The sequence below is a fragment of the Altererythrobacter sp. H2 genome, assembly GCF_035319885.1.
GTDB lineage: Bacteria > Pseudomonadota > Alphaproteobacteria > Sphingomonadales > Sphingomonadaceae > 34-65-8.
This window is the reverse complement of sequence record NZ_CP141285.1, coordinates 3,068,717-3,084,510: the sequence shown is the minus strand read 5'-3', so window position 1 is coordinate 3,084,510 and position 15,794 is coordinate 3,068,717. Positions and strand designations below refer to the sequence as shown.

Below are 15,794 nucleotides of genomic sequence, written 5' to 3'. Positions count from 1 at the left end.
CTAAAGGTCGATTTTCACCCCGAAACGGGCCACGAACGGCCGTGCCGGTTGGATATTGTTGTCACCATGGGCGCTCGGGTAATAACCCTCGTCGAACAGGTTCTCGATGTTGACCTGAAAGCCGATCCGGTCGTTGAGCTGGTAATAGGCCGCTGCGTCCACCCGCACGTAGTCGGGCAGGGTGACCGCATTGGTCAGGCTGGCAAACTGTTCGTCCTGGTAGATGACCCCGAGTCCGAGGCTGAACTGGCTGGTCAGCTCGACATGGTTCCATGCCGCGAACTGGTGCTCCGGCACCTGCTCCAGCCTTCGTCCGGCAGGGGCGGAGCTGGTGGTGGTCCGCACTTTGCCATCAAGATAGGTGTAGCCGATATTGGCCTGCCAGCCGGGCAGGATCTTGCCGACGAGATTCAGCTCGAGCCCGTCGGTGCGGCTTTCGCCGACCAGGGCGACGAGGGTTGGATCAAGCGGGCTGGGGCCCTTGGTATTGGTCCGGTCGAGCCGGAACAGTGCCGCCGTGAAAAACAGCTCCGGCTTGATCAGCCATTTCGCGCCGAGTTCATAATTGGTGAATTTCTCGGGCTCGAAACCCTGGTCGCCCGGAGCGATCAGGAAGAACTGGTCGCCCGCCTGAGGCAGAAAGGTCGTGGCGTAACTGGCGTAGAGTGACAGCGCCTCAGTTGGTTTGACCACCAGGCCCAGGCGCGGGCTCACTTTCTCGTCCACCCGTGCCGTGCGTGCACCGGCTAAGTTGGTGGTGTCGAGATCGAACCGGTCCCACCGCAGACCGGCAATCAGCTCCACATGATCGCCGATGGCAATCTGGTCCTGCACATAGCCGGACAGGACCTTGAGGCTGCTGTCGTTGCCGCGGACCGGGGCGGTCAGGGAGAAGGCAGGAATAGTCAGCACCCGCTCCAGCGACACGTCAACCCGGCTGGTGAAACCACCGGTGCCGTTGGCAAACTGCACGTTGCGGCGGCCGTTGAAGGAATCCTGCCAGCTGGCTTCGACCCCGGCCAGCAGGGTATGTGCCAGCACACCGGTCTCGAATTCGCCGACCAGATTGGCCTGGGCGATCCAGTTTTCGCGTTGCTGGGAATCCTCGTAGCCCGACAGGCGGACGGTGGTGCCATTGGTGCTGTCAGGCACCAGATTGGCGTAGATCTTGTCGTAATTGGCGTACTGGATCGAGGCATTGGCCGACCACGTATCGCTGAAGCTATGCTCCAGCCGCATCCGCGCGATATGCGCCTGGTTGAGGGCCTGATTGAACGCGGGATCGCCCAGGAAGGCCCGGTCAAACCCGCGCAAGGGTGCCCCCGCCAGCGAAGGCAGGCCGCGATCGGTTACGCGGCGATCGTCATCATAGGTGTAGCTGGCCAGGAGGCGGGTGTCCGCACCGAGTTCGGCCGTGATGGTGGGCGAGACACCGAAAAACCGGCCTTCGTAGAAGTCGCGGTGGCTGTCGAACTCCTCGTAGGTGCCGTTCAGTCGCAGGGCGACGCCATCGCCCAGTGGCTGATTGATATCGGCTGCCAGATCGAAGGCGCTGAAGGTGTCGACTGATCCGCGCAAACCGACCATGCTCTCGTCGATGCGGGCGGTCTTGCTGACCCGGTTGACCACCCCGCCACCGCCGCCGCGCCCGAAGATCAGCGCATTGGCACCCTTGAGCACCTCGATCCGCTCTACATTGTAGAGCGAGCGGTAATACTGTGCGTCATCGCGCAAGCCGTCGAGATAGAAGTCGGCGGTGGTTTCCTGCCCGCGGATGAAGATTTCGTCCCGGTGCCCTTCGCCCGTTTCCAGGCTGACCCCGGGTATATAACGCAGCGCTTCGCCCAGCTGGGTGATCGCCTGGTCCTGCAGCTGGTCGTCGGTAATGACGGAAATGGTCTGCGGCACGCGGATCAGGGGGGTCGGTGTCTTGGTCCCACTCGATCCGTCGCTGGTGCCGTATTGATCGCGTTCGCCGGTCACCACAATGGCGCTTGGCAAGTAGACGCGCTCCGGATCGGCCGCCGCATTGTCAGCGGCCGCCAGCGGGCTCGCGGCGGCAAAAGGTGCTACGCTGGACAGCAGCAGGAGGCGGGCGGAACGGAAGGACATGGGTGCTCCTCATTTGCGAATCGTTATCAATTATCTGCAGGCCTGCTATTGCGAGTAATTCGCATTTACAAGCAGAAATGTGGATTGCGGCGAATTTCGCAATGAATTACCGGCGCCGGCACGAGGCGACCGAGGAGATCCGCAGTGAAGGCAACCATCTGGCACAACCCGAACTGTGGCACCTCGCGCAAGACGCTCGCTATTCTCGAGGAAGCGCCGGGAATTGAGCTGACCGTCGTCGAATACCTCAAGACCCCGCCATCGGCAGAAACGCTTGCCCGGCTTTACCGCGATGCCGGCTTGACCCCGCAGCAGGGGTTGCGCCTGCGCGGTACCGACGCGGAAGAGCGTGGACTGCCGGAGGCGGATAACTCCACCGTGCTGGCAGCCATGGCCGCCGACCCGATCCTGATCGAGCGGCCGCTGGTGGAGACGGATAAGGGCGTGCGGCTGTGCCGCCCGCAGGAAAAGGTGCGCGAGATTCTCTAGCGGCGCTCGCGCACCAGCACTTCATCCGCCTGGAGCGCGCGCCAGCCATAGAGCAGCACCACCAGGCAAAGGGCCACGATCAGGCCGAAGCTCAGCCAGTCGGAATGGTTGTAGAGCCACACCCCGAGCGCCGGTGCAAAGATATAGCTTGCGCCCGCAACCGAGGCAGTAATGCCCGAAGCCTGGCCCTGTTCAGCGCGGGTGACTGCCAGCGACGTGCCTGAGGTGGAGCCGGGGCGGAAGAGCCCGAAGCCGAGCGAGGAAATCGCGAAACTGAGGGCGATCAGGTGGAGATTGTCGGCAAGCCCCAGCATGACCGTTCCGGCGGCGGCCAACGCGATGCCAGACAGAGTCGCCGCGCGCGGCCCCAGGTCGAAGCGGGGAATCAGGCCCCACTGCGCCAGCAGCGTTGCCATTGCGCCAGCCATCAGCACCAGCCCGACTGCGCCGGTGCCCACATCCGGTGTCTCCCGCAGGCCCAGCCGGTCCAGCACCAGGAACCCGGCAATGCCGAGCGTCATCGCCTGAGCGTGGCCACCGAGCAGCGCCACGATAACCCAGGGGCGCAGGCGCGGCTCGAACCAGCGCAGCCTCGTGGTCGGCGGCGCCAATGGGGTGTCGCCGTCCTCGCTATCCCCGCTTGGTTCGCTTGACGGACTACCGGAATAGGGCGCATCGTAGGCGGCACCGCGTGCGGGAAACTGCGGCTCGTCATTGGGCAGGCGTAAACGGAGCGCAATCAGTGTTGCCACCCCGATCAGCGCGAAAATGATGAAAGGCCCGGTCAGGCCCAGCACCGGAAGCACCATCAATGGCGCCAGCGCGGGGCCGATGACCGTGCCGAGGCCGAAGCTGGAGGCAATGAGGGACAGCGCCTGGGTCCGCTCGGCGCGCGGAGTGCGGCTGGCGACATAAGCCTGCACTGCAGGCGGCGCAGCGGAACCGAATCCGCCATACAGGCTGCGCGCGGCGGCAAAGGCAAGCAGGGTCCACAGCGCTGGCAGCGTCCCGGTCAGGCCCAGCCACAGGGCCAGACCGCACAGACCCATCGACACAATGAAGCCGACCATGCCCAATGCCATCATCGCCTTGCGTCCGCGCTGGTCCGACCGGCCGGCCCAGAACGGTGCACAGACCACCCACAGCAGCGCCGACCAGGTGTAGGCCAGGCTGATCCAGACGTCGTTGACACCCAGAGCCGTTCCGATCGACGGCATCACCGACTGCATCGCCGTGTTGCCCGCCGCCGTGGTCAGCATGACCGCGAACAGCAGGGCCATCCGCCCGCGCGAAATCGCCGGCTGACGCGGCTGCGGATCGGGGCAGGGGAGGGGGCGGTCGGACTCGGCCATGATGATCGACGCGCTACGCCGGGCAGGCCGCGCTTGCAATGGAGCAGCGAATTTGCGATTTCAGAGCCATTGAACGGCAGCCCAGCAGCCGTCGCAACCTGACGAGGCGCATTTCTTGAACAATTCAGCCAACCGGGCACTTGCCATGCCGCAAGGCCTCCGCCAGCGCGCGGCCCGCCTGTTCGGGCAGTGGGGCGTGTTTTTCCGCGGCTTCCTCGAACATCCGAAAATGGTCGGCTCGATCATCCCATCCTCCCGCTTTACCATCGACAAGATGCTTGCGCCGGTGGACTGGCAGCAGTGCAGGTTGTTTGTCGAATATGGTCCGGGGGTCGGCACGTTCTGCTATCCGGTGCTGGAGCGGCTGCGGCGCGACGGTGCGCTGGTGGTGATCGACACCAACCCGCTCTACATCGACTATCTCCGCAAGACGATCACCGACAGCCGCTTTCATGCGGTCCACGGCTCGGCCGCAGATGTCGAGCATATCGTACGGTCTCTGGGTTTCGAGCAGGCCGACTATGTTCTGTCCGGCCTGCCATTCTCGACCCTGCCAGACGGGGTCGGTCCGGAAATCGCGGCGGCTACCCACCGGGTATTGCGCCCGGGCGGCGCCTTCCTGGTCTACCAGTTCTCGGCCCGCGCGCGCGATTTCATGGCACCCCACTTTGCCCGCATCGACCAGGGCTTCGAACTGCTGAACGTGCTGCCGTGCAAGCTGTTCTGGGGCTGGAAGGACTGAGCGGCAAAGCGGGGCAGCCCGGGCCGCCCCGCCGTCGCGCTTATTCGAAGGTGGCGCCGATTTTGGTCGCCGTAGAGCCGGCCAGCTGGTTGTAGACGGCCACGAAGATGGCCGAAAACAGCATGGCCACAAACGCGCCGATGAGGCCGTTGACGAAGCCCAGCACGCTCGTACCCCCAACCGCTGCGGCAAGCAGGCCGATGACCATGAACAGCACCACCGCGATCACGATATAGGCGATGAACAGCACCACGTAGAACAGGAACAGGCGGCCCTGGGCCGGCTTGGTGAGCGACCAGGTGCGGCTGAGCACGGCAAAGGGGTTCATTGTTCCCTCGATGGCGATGATCGGCGTGATCATCGAAAGCCGGGTCAGCACCCACAGCACGCCGACCAGCATGGCGATGACCAGGATGAAGGTCAGGCCCGCCGCTGCTCCGGTCGAAGCCTGGCCCACTGCGGCCACCAGCAGACCGATCACGAGGCCGAAAAGCAGGGCGATGATGAAATAGGCAATGGCGAGGATGATCATGATGGCCAGCAATGGCAGCAGGGCCTTGAAGCCGATCCCGATCGCCTCGCCGACCGAGACTCTCGTGTTGTCACCGAGCAAGGCAATCATCGCGACATAGCCGACGAAGCTGGCCAGCAGAATCAGCAGGTAGGCACCGAAGAACGTCGGGCCGAGGTTCGCCATCATGGCTTCCATGTCCGACGGGTCCATATTGGGCGACATAAGGGCGCCCATCACGTCCGGCATTGCCACGAACATCAGCAGCGAGGGCACGAAAAAGAACACCCCGCCCAGAATGGCGAGAAGTGAGAAGTTCGCGCTCAGCTTGGCAGTGGCCTCGCTCCAGGCCTGCCCCATATCGAAATTCATCGCTTCCTCCTCAGCGTGCGGTGAAGATGCTTGATAAGCGGTCAACATGCCGCCACGCAATTGCCAATGAAGCAGATGTCACCCGAAGCGGTCGAATGGCAGATGGCGGGCGAGCCTGTGCCCTATCGCCTTGCACTGGCGGAGATGGAGCGGCGCAATGCGGCGATCGCCTCGGGCGAGGATGGCGAACTGGTCTGGCTGCTCGAACACCCGCCGGTCTATACCGCCGGGACCAGCGCGGCGATCGACGAACTGCTGGACCCCCGGTTCGAAGTGGTCGAAGCCGGCCGCGGCGGACGCTACACCTATCACGGGCCGGGGCAGCGGATCGGATATGTCCTGCTCGACCTGAGCCGGAGGGGGCGCGATGTGCGTCGGTTTGTTCATGGCCTGGAGCAATGGGTGATCGCCACGCTGGCCGGGTTCGGGGTAGAAAGCTGGGCGGCCGAAGGGCGGGTCGGCATCTGGACCCGCGACGTGGACGGGCGCGAAGCCAAGATCGGCGCCATCGGCGTGCGGATGCGGCGCTGGGTGACGATGCACGGTTTTTCGGTCAACCTTGCGCCGGACCTCGCCCACTTTACTGGCATCGTGCCCTGCGGGATCGAGGAATTCGGCGTGACCAGCCTCGAACGGCTCGGGATAGGGCTTGCGCCGGAGGAATGGGATGCGGCATTGCAGAGCCGCTTCGGCGAGTTTCTCGCCCTGCTTGACCGGAAAGACTGAATGATGACGGCCCTCTTTCGACCGATCCTGCTGGCCCTGCCGATTTTTGCTCTGGTGGCCTGCGAGCAGGCACCCGAAAACGCTGCACCGGCGGGCGCGCGGGCCGAAGGTGAAGTGCTGGGCGGTTCGATCAGCGACGAAATGATCCCGCTTGACCAGTTGCGCTCGCAGTCACCCCCGCTGCGGGTGCAGCCTGTGACCGGTCCGGGGCAGGTATCATCCGATGCTAGTGACGGAGCTGAAGCGCAAGGGGCCGCGCCTGAGACCGGATCCGAAACGCCTTCTGCCGACACCGCAGAGCCAGCGGCAGACGAGGGCTAGTCCGCTAGCAGGGCATGGCGAGGACCCGGCGTGCCCGCGCCAGCTGCGCCCGGTCAACCATGCGCCCTGCGATCGACAGCACGTTGGCTGAAGGCGATTCCTCGAACCGGGCGACCATGATGTCCGCTTCGGCGCGCTCCGCCTCGGTGGGCGAAAAGCGGTCATTGATCGGGCCAAGCTGCGCCGGGTGGACTGCGGCCATGGCGTCGAACCCGTCGCGCCGGGCCAGCGCACAGGCACGCTCGAACGCGTCCGCATCGCGCCAGACCGGATAAGCCGCCTCCAGCGCCAGGGCTCCCAGGGCCTTGGCGACCAGCACCGTCTGCGCCCGGACATGCGCCATGGGAGCCGGCCAGCCAACCTTGCCCGGGGCATGTGCCGAACCGATGTCGCGCGCCAGCATAGCCGGGTTCCAGGTGACTCCAAACACGCGGGGATGGGGATCGAGCGCCATTCGCTCGATCGCGAGCGCGCCTCGGGCGCTCGCACCCAGCTCCAGCACCAGCGGCATCGAATTGGGCGCAAGGCCGTGGCGCTGCTCCAGCTCGTAGAGCTCGCTCCCGAGCTGCCGCACATCGTCCGGAGTCTCGACCCCGGTCATTACCACGCCGTCGGGGCGGGAGGGCATGACCGCGACCAGATCTTCGCGCCATTGGGGAGCCGAAACCGGCCTGATGCGCACCCAACGGGCAAAGCCTGCCTTGCTCGTGCCATGTTCTGACAGCCAGGCCGCAGCCTGCGCCCTCGTCTCGCCGGTGACTTCGCCCGGCCCGGCATGGAAATCGACCACCATCACGTCGGCCGGCAAGGCTGCCGCCTTGTCGAGGCGGGCGGCATTGCCGGCCGGGATGTGGAGCCACGAGCGCATGGTTTCTAGCTGTTTGCCCCGGCAGTCGCTTCGGCGAGCCTCGGATAGTCGATATAGCCCTGCGGCCCCGGGAGGTACCAGCTGCGCGGCACGTCGATGTTGGGGGCGAAGGGCGCGCCTTCGGCAATCCGCACCTCGAGATCCGGGTTGGAGATATAGGGCCGCCCGAAGCTCACCGCATCGCACTTGCCCGCCGCGAGATCGGCGTCGGCCTGAGCCGCGTCATAGTCGCTGTTGAGCACCAGTGCGCCGCTGTAGATCGAGCGGATCAGCGGGCTCTGCTTGGGCACCTCGGTCGCGCCGAAGGTGCCGTTCGGCCCCGGTTCGCGCAGTTCGAGGAAAGCGAGGCCCAGGTCTTCGACCACCTGCGCCGCTGCGCCGAAGGTGGCCGCCGGGTTGCTGTCATCGCACCCTTGCGTCTCCCCATTGGGCGACAGCCGCACGCCGACCCGATCCGCACCCCAGACACCAATCAGCGCATCCAGCACTTCACGCAGGAAGCGGGTGCGGTTTTCCGGCGAGCCACCGTAACGGTCGGTGCGCAGGTTGGTGCTGTCGCGCAGGAACTGATCGACCAGATAGCCATTCGCGCCGTGCAGCTGGACCCCGTCGAACCCGGCTGCCTTGGCGTTTTCGGCCGCCTTGCGATAGTCATCGACCACGCGGGCGACCTCGTCCGTTTCCAGCGCGCGGGCCTGTTCATGCGGCTTGCGCCCGGTAGGGGTATGGGCATGGTCGGGCGCGGTGGTGGCGCTGGCCGAGACACCCGGCTCCCCGCCGAGGAAATCGGGGTGGACCAGCCGGCCCATGTGCCACAGCTGCATCACGATCAGCCCGCCTTCCTCATGCACCGCACGGGTGCTGAGCTTCCAGCCTTCGACCTGTTCCTCGCTCCAGATGCCGGGTGCGGCGGGCCAGCCGAGCCCTTCCACGCTGATCCCGGTCGCTTCGGTAAGGATCATGCCTGATCCGGCGCGCTGGCGGTAATAGGTCGCCATCATTTCATTGGGGATGGAGCCCGGCTGGCTCGCCCGGCCGCGGGTGAGCGGGGCCATGAAAATGCGGTTGCGGGCCTCGAGGGCGCCCATGGTCAGTGGTTGGAACAGCGTTTCGTGCACGTCAGGAATGCCCCTTCTTTTTGTTTTGGCCCCGCAAATCGCAAGATGATTGGCAATTGCGCAATCACAGCTATTGCGCGGCGATGGGCAATGCAACCACCGCGAATAGCGATAGCCGAATCTGGCCGCGCTGGCTGCTGCTGCTGGCGCTGCTTGGGGGCAATGTCGCGCTGGCGCTGGGGCCGTGGTTCGTACGGCTGGCGGACACCGGTCCGGTATCGAGCGGGTTCTGGCGGCTCGCCCTCGCCCTGCCGTTCGTGCTGTGGCTGGCGCAGGCGCAGGGGGAACGCCCGCTGGCTGTGCCCCGCCGCGGGCTGGTGCTGCTGGCGGTGGCCGGGATGGCCTTTGCGCTCGATCTTGCCAGCTGGCATGTCGGCATCGGGCTGACCCGGATCGGCAATGCCACCCTGTTCGGCAATTCGGGCAGCCTGATCCTGATGGTCTGGGCCTTCATCGCCCTGCGCCGCTTGCCCCATGCGGGCGAGACCGGCGCGATCCTGATGGCGCTGGCGGGCGCCGCGACCCTGCTGGGCCGCAGCCTGGAGATTTCACCCGACACCCTGCTGGGTGACCTGTTCTGCCTCCTCGCCGGGCTGCTCTACGCGATCTACCTGATCGTGCTGCAGCGCCAGCGGGGCACGCTGGGCAGCTGGACGATCCTGTTCTGGTCAAGCCTGGCCGGCGCGCCCTTGCTGCTTGCGCTTGCGCTGGCCCTGGGCGAGCCGGTCTGGCCGACCAACTGGGGGCCGCTGATCGCGCTGGCCGTGCTGGGGCAGCTGATCGGGCAGGGGCTGCTGGTGTTCGCCCTGCGCCACTTCAGCGCGGTGGTGATCGGGCTGGCGCTGCTGACGCAACCGGCCATCGGTGCGCTGACCGGCTGGCTGGTGTTCGGCGAGACGATGACCTTGCTCGACGTCTTCGGGATGGCGCTGCTCGGCGGCGCGCTGGTGCTGGCGCGTGCTGCCTCGCCGCAAACCGAAAAGGCAGATTAGACCTTCCCCAGATCCCCCTGCCCCACTGTCCCGCTGGCCATGGTCAGCATCGCGTCGAGGCTTTTCTTCGCCTGGATGCGCAGGCCTTCCTCGATTTCGATCCGGGGTTCCAGATCGCGCAGGCAGGTGTAGATCTTCTCCAGTGTGTTCAATGCCATGTAGGGGCACACGTTGCAGCTGCAGTTCCCGTCAGCGCCGGGCGCGCCGATGAAGGTCTTTTCCGGCAGTGCCTTTTCCATCTGGTGGATGATGTGCGGCTCGGTGGCGACGATCAGGGTCTGGCCGGGGAAGGTCTTGGCGAACTGCAGGATGCCGCTGGTCGAGCCGACATAGTCGGCGTGGTCGACGATCGAGGGCGGGCATTCCGGGTGCGCGGCAATCGGCGCATCAGGGTGCTGCGCCTTGAGTTTCAGCAGCTCGGTCTCGCTGAAGGCCTCGTGCACGATGCACACGCCCGGCCACAGCAGCATGTCGCGGTTGAACTTGCGGCTGAGGTAGCCGCCGAGATGCCGGTCGGGCCCGAAGATGATCTTCTGCTCCGGCGGGATCTGGGCAAGGATCGTCTCGGCGCTGGAGCTGGTGACGATGATGTCCGACAGTGCCTTCACCTCGGTCGAGCAGTTGATGTAGGTCAGCGCGATGTGATCGGGATGTGCCTCGCGGAAGGCCTTGAATTTTTCCGGCGGGCAGGAATCTTCCAGGCTGCATCCTGCGTCCATGTCGGGCAGGACCACGATCTTGTCGGGGCTGAGGATCTTGGCGGTCTCGGCCATGAACTTGACCCCGGAAAAGCAAATCACGTCGGCATCGGTTTCGGCCGCCATCTGCGAGAGCTGCAGCGAATCGCCGACGAAATCGGCCAGGTCCTGGATTTCCGGCTTCTGGTAATAGTGCGCCAGGATCACCGCATTGCGCTCTTTCCGCAGGCGGTCGATCTCGGCCAGCAGGTCGGTTCCGGTGGGCAGGCGGGTTTCGGCAGTCATGGTCCGTCCTTTTTCGGGGCGTCGATTTGGCGCCCTCTATAAACCGAACGGACCGTAATGCGAGTGCGTTCCGGGCAACCGGGGTTGCCCTGTCTACAAGCCGATTACATGGCGAACCCCGGCGGTATGAAGGCTTCCATCGGCCGCTCCGCCCCGGGCGTTCCCGCGACCACCCATTCCGTCATCGCATAGCCGACCGGCGAATAGGCGAGCAGCATCGAGCCGACGAAGACAGCGACATAGACCCCCGTACCCCACCAGTAAGCCGGATGGACCTGGCCGTGCCGGCGCAGGTCGTAGCCCATGCCGATCACGGGGAAGGCCAGCGTGGCAAGAAATGTCGCGGTCCATGACCAGGGCATCATCAGAGGAAGCGGGAGCAGGCGGCCGAGCCCCGGGCCCGTCAGCACGGCCATCGCCACCAGCATGAGCCTGCGATGCCAGCCGGTATACCGCCGCTGGCGCAGCGCCCAGAGGCAGAGCCCGCCGAAGCACAGCAGCAGCGCCGTATTGCTGACGAGGAATTCGTTCCGATCGAAGAAAGGCGGGCTGCCAGCGGAGCGAACCGAGACCAGGATGATCATGCCTCCCGCCGCCACCATCACCGGAATCCAGACATAGGCCAGCTTTCCGAGGCTTATGTGCAGCGCACGATTGCCCGCTCCCATCGTCACGTGCTGCGCAAGATAGAGACCGATCCAACTCATGAAGATTACGCCGTGGACGTGATAGGCCAAGGGGGCGTCAAAGCTTGAGCGGCCCATTGCGAGGTGAAGCGAGAAGCCGGCGATGATCACCGCCGACATGACGAAGGCCATTGTCGTGAAGAAGCGTGTGCTTTCGGCTTGTGCCGTCCGTGCTTGTGCAGTGGTTGCCATGGCGCAATCCCCCTCTCCCGTGGAACTGCGACCCTTTTTCGGCAATATACTACCGCAAGCTGGGCAAGGTCAATTTGGCCCGATCCGTGGCGCTGCCTCGCCGTCGTAGCGAACCTCCACCTTGACGTCGCCGAACCCGGCCACGTGGAGCGGAATGGCGAGGTTCTGGCGCACGGCGGTTCGCCCGGCCTCGCGTGCAAGCCGCATCAGCACCGGGTTGGCGGCCTGTTCCATCGCCTGCTGTTCCGCCAGGCGGGTGTTGGCGCGGGTCAGCTTGTCCTGAGCCTCGCGGGTGATCCACACGCCTTCACGCAAATACTGGGCGCGGCCCTCGTCAAGATTGGGGACTCCGACGCGCACCGGGGGAAGCTGGACGGAAAGGGTCGTACTGGCCGCATCCCATTGAAGGCGCCTTGCCTCGATCCGCGACAGGTCGATCGAATAGTCGACCCGCGCCGGGATCACTGCGACCTGGCGGCTCTTGAGGGCGCCGAAGAAGCGGCTGTCTTCGTTGGCGACGACGGGGGAAAGCTGCGCGCTGAACACGGTCAGGCGGTTCTGTTCCTGGAAGGCAACCAGCGTTGTGGCAATCGGATCGCCCTCAGTCGGATCAGGTCCGAAAGCGCGCCAGCCCAGCCAGGCGCTGAGCGCGATCAGCCCGATCACGATCAACCATGGCGCTGCCTGCACCCGGGCGAGCGCAGGCCGGGTTGAATCGGGCCCGGACGTTTTCAGATCGTCTGCCATATGCCATCCGAACGCGCGACAAGTCCGCGCCGTTCCAGATCGATCAGATGGGCCGTCACGCTCATTTCCGCGGCACCACTGAGGCGGGGGTCGAGCCCTTTGTACATTGCGGGCACGAACTCGCCGGCGGTGCGCGCGGTTTCGCCGAGCAGGCGCAGGATCTGCGCCTCGCGCTGGCGGCGGTGGCCGATCATACCGCGTACCAGCTGGCGCGGCTTGTCCACCGCCGGGCCATGCGCCGGATAATAGACCCGGTCCTCACGCGCGTAGAGCCGGTCGAGGCTCTTCATGTAGTCGCCCATGTCACCATCCGGCGGCACGACCACGCTGGTCGACCACGCCATCACGTGATCGCCCGTGAACAGCGCGCCGCTTTCCTCCAGCGCAAAGCACAGGTGGTTGGAGACATGGCCGGGCGTGGCGATTGCGCGCAGGGTCCAGCCGGTTCCGGTCATCGCCTCGCCGTCTTCCATCACGCGGTCAGGTGCGTAGTCATGGTCGAAGCTCTCGTCAGAGCGGGGCAGGTCGCTGTCGATCGCGAGCGGAGCGCAGCCAACGATCGGGGCACCGGTGCGTGTGGCCAGCGGGCGGGCAGCGGGGGAGTGGTCACGGTGGGTATGGGTGCACATGATCGCGGCAATGCGGGCCTCGCCCACGGCTGCGACAATCGCGTCGATATGCGCCGGGTCTGCCGGCCCGGGGTCGATCACCGCCACGTCAGCGCCCGCACCGACCAGGTAAGTCTGCGTGCCGGTGTAGGTATAGGGCGAGGGGTTGGGTGCCAGCACCCGCCGCACCAGCGGCTCGCACTGTTCGGACAGGCCGGTCGGCCATGGTTTGGGGGGAGCTCCTGCCATTGCTTGCATATGGGGGCAGGCTTGCGGCATGTCACGCCTGACAAAAGGGGAGAGACCGCTTGGCGGATAATATCTTGGTGTTCGATGAAGGGACCACGTCCACCCGCGCGATCGTGTTTGCGCCTGACGGGCGGGAATTGTCGGTCTGCCAGGAAGAGCTGACCCAGTATTATCCGCAGCCCGGCTGGGTTGAGCATGACGCGGGCGAAATCTGGGCCAAGTCGCTGGCCTGCGCGCGCCGCGCGATCGAGCAGGCCGGCGGGGCGGACACCATTGCCGCCATCGGCATCACCAACCAGCGCGAGACCGTGGTGGCGTGGGACACCAGCACCGGCGAGCCGCTGACCCGGGCAATCGTGTGGCAGGACCGCCGCACGGCGGCGTTCTGCGAGAGCCTGAAGGCAGCCGGGCACGAACCGGACGTCACCGCGCGCACCGGCCTGCTGCTCGACCCCTATTTCTCCGGCACCAAGATGCGCTGGCTGCTCGACCATGATGAGGCCGTGGCGCAGGCACGGCGGGCCGGATGTCTGGCGCTGGGGACAGTGGAAAGCTGGCTGGTGTGGAAGCTCAGCCATGGTGCCGCGCATGTCAGTGACGCCAGCAATGCCAGCCGCACGTTGCTGCTGGCGCTGGACGGGGCCGTGTTCGATGCGGGGTTGTGCGATCTGCTGGGCGTTCCTCCCGAAACGCTGCCTCGGGTGGTTGATACCCACGGGATGCTGGCTGAAACCGACCGCGGTCTGTTCGGCCGGGCGATCCCGATCTGCGGCATGGCCGGGGACCAGCAGGCGGCCAGCATCGGGCAGGGCTGCCTCGCCCCGGGAGAGACCAAGGCCACGTTCGGCACCGGCGCATTCGTGCTGACCAACAAGGGCCACGGGCTGCCGCGCTCGGACAACCGCCTGCTGGGCACGGTGCTGATGCAACACGAAGGGCAGAGGACTTACGCCATCGAGGGCTCGGTGTTCGTGGCGGGCAGTCTGATCAAGTGGCTGCGCGATGCACTGGGTATCATCGGCAGTGCGCCGGAAACCGAGGCGCTGGCGCGCTCGATCCCGCACAGCGGCGGGGTGACGATTGTGCCGGCATTGTCCGGTCTTGGTGCGCCGCACTGGAATGCGGCGGCGCGCGGGTCGATTTCGGGGCTCAGCTTCTCGAGCGGCCGCGCGGAAATTGCCCGCGCGGCGCTGGAAGCGATGGCCCATCAGGCCGTGGACCTGGCGACTGCCTTCGCGGCGGACGGTGCCCCCTGGCGGTCGTTGAAGATCGACGGAGGCATGAGCGCCAACGACTGGATGGCGCAGGATCTTGCCGATATGCTCGACCTTGAGGTCGAACGGCCTGATTATGTCGAAACCACCGCTTTGGGTGCTGCCATGCTCGCTGCGGTGGGGGCGGGCCTTTACCTCTCGCTCGAACAGGCCGCTGCGGCCATGCGCGGATCGGTACGCGGGTTTACACCTTCAATGGAGCCGGGGCTGCGGGAGCAGCGCCTCGCTGCCTGGCACAGGGCGATGGCTGCCGTCTGACGAGGGAATTAGTGGCCGACCACGCGCAGTTCGCGGCCCAGCCGCTCGTGCAGATCGCGTATGCCGCTTGGACGACCGGCGAACCCGGCGCGCCAGGCTTTGTCGAGCCGGGATACCCGGCCGTGCAGCGTTTCGGTCGCTTCGATCAGGTCCCGGGTCGGCTTTTCCAGGATCGCCAGGTTTTCCGGATCGGATGGCCGGTCAAGCGGCAGGGTGCCATGGCGCCGCAACTGGAACTCGGTCATGTCGCCGCTCAGGTAGGCGCGCTGGTTGAGCAGCCAGGCGAGCACATGCATGATCCGGGTGGTGGTGCGCAGGCCTTCAACCGACATGGCGAAGCGTAGCCGGTCGCCATCGAAGTCGGCACCGGCGACATGGCGCAGGTCGAACACCGAGCGCACCTCGTCGGCCAGCACGAGGGCCTCGCTGTAGAGCGCTTCGATGATCGGCTCGCTGATGTCGCTCGGTTGGTTCATCCTGCCTCCAGCGCTACGACCGCAATCGGGCTTTGGCCAGAATTGGTTCCCGGAAGTAACCATCAAGTTCTGCCCTGTCCCGCAGGGGGACGGTTCAGGCGATGATATCCGGGATTAGCTGGTCCTCGATCAGGGCGATCTGGTCCCGCAGCATCAGCTTGCGTTTCTTCAGCCGGGCAATCTGCAACTGATCAGTCGATCCGGAATCGGTCAGCGCGTTGATGGCAGCGTCGAGATCGCGGTGCTCGATCCGCAGCGTCGCCAGCCGTTTGCGCATTTCCTGTTCGGTCACCAACCACCCCCATCCGTCGCACCCAGGCGCGTATCTGCCGTTTACGGAGCCGCAGGGGGTTCGCAAGGGGGTATCGATGTGGTTCTATGCCCTCAGCGGCGCGTCCGCCCGGGCGAGTCGCTCCAGGGATCAACCCATGGAAGGAGAAGCCGATGGCATCGAGCCCAGTGCAAGCCCACACAGACGCCCTCGAAAGCAAGCATGCCGGACTTGAATCGCGCTTGCGCGAGGAAATGAGCCGGCCGATACCGGATGCGGCGAGGGTCCAGGCACTCAAGCGCCAGAAACTCCGTATCAAGGAAGAACTCGCCACCATCTGAGTGGCCTCGCGGCGACCGGGCGCCCTTGTGCGGTGCCCGTCGCCACCCCCGGCCCAAGGCTTCCACTGGTCGAAATACGGCAATCGTGTCGGTTTCACGATCGACT

The 15,794-nt window shown here is 65.6% G+C and carries 18 protein-coding genes; 7 read left to right on the top strand and 11 right to left on the bottom strand.

Annotation, left to right across the window (positions count from 1 at the left end):
* Positions 1–2,112: a TonB-dependent receptor gene (locus tag U4960_RS15280; RefSeq protein ID WP_324261463.1), complete on the bottom strand. Its 2,112-nt coding sequence runs from the start codon at positions 2,110–2,112 to the stop codon at positions 1–3.
* 144 nt (positions 2,113–2,256) lie between these two features.
* Here U4960_RS15280 and arsC point away from each other — a divergent pair, with 144 nt between their 5' ends.
* Positions 2,257–2,601, top strand: coding sequence for an arsenate reductase (glutaredoxin) (gene arsC / locus U4960_RS15275; protein WP_324261462.1), 345 nt, complete (start codon positions 2,257–2,259; stop codon positions 2,599–2,601).
* Here the strand turns inward: arsC and U4960_RS15270 are convergent.
* Entirely contained in the window at positions 2,598–3,953 is a 1,356-nt protein-coding gene (locus U4960_RS15270) for an MFS transporter (RefSeq protein WP_324261461.1), read from the bottom strand. The genes arsC and U4960_RS15270 overlap by 4 nt on opposite strands.
* Before the next feature lie 145 nt (positions 3,954–4,098).
* On the opposite strand from U4960_RS15270, the gene U4960_RS15265 reads away from it, so the two are divergent.
* Positions 4,099–4,695, top strand: coding sequence for a class I SAM-dependent methyltransferase (locus U4960_RS15265; protein WP_324263131.1), 597 nt, complete (start codon positions 4,099–4,101; stop codon positions 4,693–4,695).
* Between the two features lie 40 nt (positions 4,696–4,735).
* On the opposite strand, the gene U4960_RS15260 is transcribed toward U4960_RS15265, so the two are convergent.
* Entirely contained in the window at positions 4,736–5,578 is an 843-nt protein-coding gene (locus tag U4960_RS15260; RefSeq protein ID WP_324261460.1) for a hypothetical protein, read from the bottom strand.
* 66 nt (positions 5,579–5,644) lie between these two features.
* Here U4960_RS15260 and lipB point away from each other — a divergent pair, with 66 nt between their 5' ends.
* Both lipB and U4960_RS15250 read left to right on the top strand, forming a co-directional pair.
* The gene (gene lipB, locus U4960_RS15255; protein WP_324261459.1) at positions 5,645–6,304 is read left to right on the top strand and encodes a lipoyl(octanoyl) transferase LipB; all 660 of its coding nucleotides are present in this window, start codon (positions 5,645–5,647) and stop codon (positions 6,302–6,304) included.
* Positions 6,305–6,625 (top strand): hypothetical protein, encoded by a 321-nt coding sequence (locus U4960_RS15250; protein WP_324261458.1) that lies wholly within the window; start codon positions 6,305–6,307, stop codon positions 6,623–6,625.
* 4 nt (positions 6,626–6,629) lie between these two features.
* Here the strand turns inward: U4960_RS15250 and U4960_RS15245 are convergent, their stop codons facing one another.
* Both U4960_RS15245 and U4960_RS15240 read right to left on the bottom strand, forming a co-directional pair.
* A complete protein-coding gene (locus tag U4960_RS15245; RefSeq protein WP_324261457.1) occupies positions 6,630–7,493 on the bottom strand; it encodes an HpcH/HpaI aldolase/citrate lyase family protein in 864 nt (287 codons plus the stop codon).
* Between the two features lie 5 nt (positions 7,494–7,498).
* Positions 7,499–8,611: an alkene reductase gene (locus U4960_RS15240; RefSeq protein WP_324261456.1), complete on the bottom strand. Its 1,113-nt coding sequence runs from the start codon at positions 8,609–8,611 to the stop codon at positions 7,499–7,501.
* An 83-nt stretch (positions 8,612–8,694) separates the two neighbouring features.
* On the opposite strand from U4960_RS15240, the gene U4960_RS15235 reads away from it, so the two are divergent.
* The gene (locus U4960_RS15235) at positions 8,695–9,603 is read left to right on the top strand and encodes a DMT family transporter (RefSeq protein ID WP_324261455.1); all 909 of its coding nucleotides are present in this window, start codon (positions 8,695–8,697) and stop codon (positions 9,601–9,603) included.
* On the opposite strand, the gene nadA is transcribed toward U4960_RS15235, so the two are convergent.
* The 4 genes from nadA to U4960_RS15215 form a co-directional block, all read right to left on the bottom strand.
* Complete coding sequence (gene nadA / locus U4960_RS15230; protein ID WP_324261454.1) at positions 9,600–10,586, bottom strand: quinolinate synthase NadA; 987 nt, start codon at positions 10,584–10,586, stop codon at positions 9,600–9,602. The two genes, U4960_RS15235 and nadA, sit on opposite strands and share 4 nt — an antisense overlap.
* 104 nt (positions 10,587–10,690) lie before the next feature.
* Positions 10,691–11,464 (bottom strand): hypothetical protein, encoded by a 774-nt coding sequence (locus U4960_RS15225; protein ID WP_324261453.1) that lies wholly within the window; start codon positions 11,462–11,464, stop codon positions 10,691–10,693.
* Positions 11,465–11,533: 69 nt separating this feature from the next.
* On the bottom strand, positions 11,534–12,211 hold the full coding sequence (locus tag U4960_RS15220) for a DUF4230 domain-containing protein (protein ID WP_324261452.1): 678 nt from the start codon (positions 12,209–12,211) through the stop codon (positions 11,534–11,536).
* The gene (locus tag U4960_RS15215; RefSeq protein WP_324261451.1) at positions 12,196–13,068 is read right to left on the bottom strand and encodes an MBL fold metallo-hydrolase; all 873 of its coding nucleotides are present in this window, start codon (positions 13,066–13,068) and stop codon (positions 12,196–12,198) included. Before U4960_RS15215 ends, U4960_RS15220 begins: the two co-directional genes overlap by 16 nt.
* A 59-nt stretch (positions 13,069–13,127) precedes the next feature.
* Here U4960_RS15215 and U4960_RS15210 point away from each other — a divergent pair, with 59 nt between their 5' ends.
* On the top strand, positions 13,128–14,600 hold the full coding sequence (locus U4960_RS15210) for an FGGY family carbohydrate kinase (RefSeq protein ID WP_324261450.1): 1,473 nt from the start codon (positions 13,128–13,130) through the stop codon (positions 14,598–14,600).
* Positions 14,601–14,608: 8 nt separating this feature from the next.
* Here U4960_RS15210 and U4960_RS15205 read toward each other — a convergent pair whose 3' ends face one another.
* Positions 14,609–15,076 carry a DUF1465 family protein gene (locus U4960_RS15205; protein WP_324261449.1) on the bottom strand — a complete coding sequence of 156 codons (468 nt, stop codon included), beginning with the start codon at positions 15,074–15,076 and terminating at the stop codon, positions 14,609–14,611.
* 94 nt (positions 15,077–15,170) lie between these two features.
* Positions 15,171–15,368, bottom strand: a complete 198-nt coding sequence (locus U4960_RS15200; protein WP_324261448.1) for a YdcH family protein — start codon at positions 15,366–15,368, stop codon at positions 15,171–15,173.
* Between the two features lie 152 nt (positions 15,369–15,520).
* Here U4960_RS15200 and U4960_RS15195 point away from each other — a divergent pair, with 152 nt between their 5' ends.
* Complete coding sequence (locus tag U4960_RS15195) at positions 15,521–15,688, top strand: YdcH family protein (protein WP_324261447.1); 168 nt, start codon at positions 15,521–15,523, stop codon at positions 15,686–15,688.
* Positions 15,689–15,794 lie beyond the last annotated feature (106 nt).

Excerpts from the sequence above, each read along its gene's own strand:
- U4960_RS15280 (WP_324261463.1), bottom strand. The coding sequence starts at position 2,112 with ATGTCCTTCCGTTCCGCCCGCCTCCTGCTGCTGTCCAGCGTAGCACCT.
- U4960_RS15270 (WP_324261461.1), bottom strand. The coding sequence starts at position 3,953 with ATGGCCGAGTCCGACCGCCCCCTCCCCTGCCCCGATCCGCAGCCGCGT.
- U4960_RS15265 (WP_324263131.1), top strand. The coding sequence starts at position 4,099 with ATGCCGCAAGGCCTCCGCCAGCGCGCGGCCCGCCTGTTCGGGCAGTGG.
- U4960_RS15260 (WP_324261460.1), bottom strand. The coding sequence starts at position 5,578 with ATGAATTTCGATATGGGGCAGGCCTGGAGCGAGGCCACTGCCAAGCTG.
- lipB (WP_324261459.1), top strand. The coding sequence starts at position 5,645 with ATGAAGCAGATGTCACCCGAAGCGGTCGAATGGCAGATGGCGGGCGAG.
- U4960_RS15250 (WP_324261458.1), top strand. The coding sequence starts at position 6,305 with ATGATGACGGCCCTCTTTCGACCGATCCTGCTGGCCCTGCCGATTTTT.
- U4960_RS15245 (WP_324261457.1), bottom strand. The coding sequence starts at position 7,493 with ATGCGCTCGTGGCTCCACATCCCGGCCGGCAATGCCGCCCGCCTCGAC.
- U4960_RS15235 (WP_324261455.1), top strand. The coding sequence starts at position 8,695 with ATGGGCAATGCAACCACCGCGAATAGCGATAGCCGAATCTGGCCGCGC.
- nadA (WP_324261454.1), bottom strand. The coding sequence starts at position 10,586 with ATGACTGCCGAAACCCGCCTGCCCACCGGAACCGACCTGCTGGCCGAG.
- U4960_RS15225 (WP_324261453.1), bottom strand. The coding sequence starts at position 11,464 with ATGGCAACCACTGCACAAGCACGGACGGCACAAGCCGAAAGCACACGC.
- U4960_RS15220 (WP_324261452.1), bottom strand. The coding sequence starts at position 12,211 with ATGGCAGACGATCTGAAAACGTCCGGGCCCGATTCAACCCGGCCTGCG.
- U4960_RS15215 (WP_324261451.1), bottom strand. The coding sequence starts at position 13,068 with ATGGCAGGAGCTCCCCCCAAACCATGGCCGACCGGCCTGTCCGAACAG.
- U4960_RS15205 (WP_324261449.1), bottom strand. The coding sequence starts at position 15,076 with ATGAACCAACCGAGCGACATCAGCGAGCCGATCATCGAAGCGCTCTAC.
- U4960_RS15195 (WP_324261447.1), top strand. The coding sequence starts at position 15,521 with ATGGCATCGAGCCCAGTGCAAGCCCACACAGACGCCCTCGAAAGCAAG.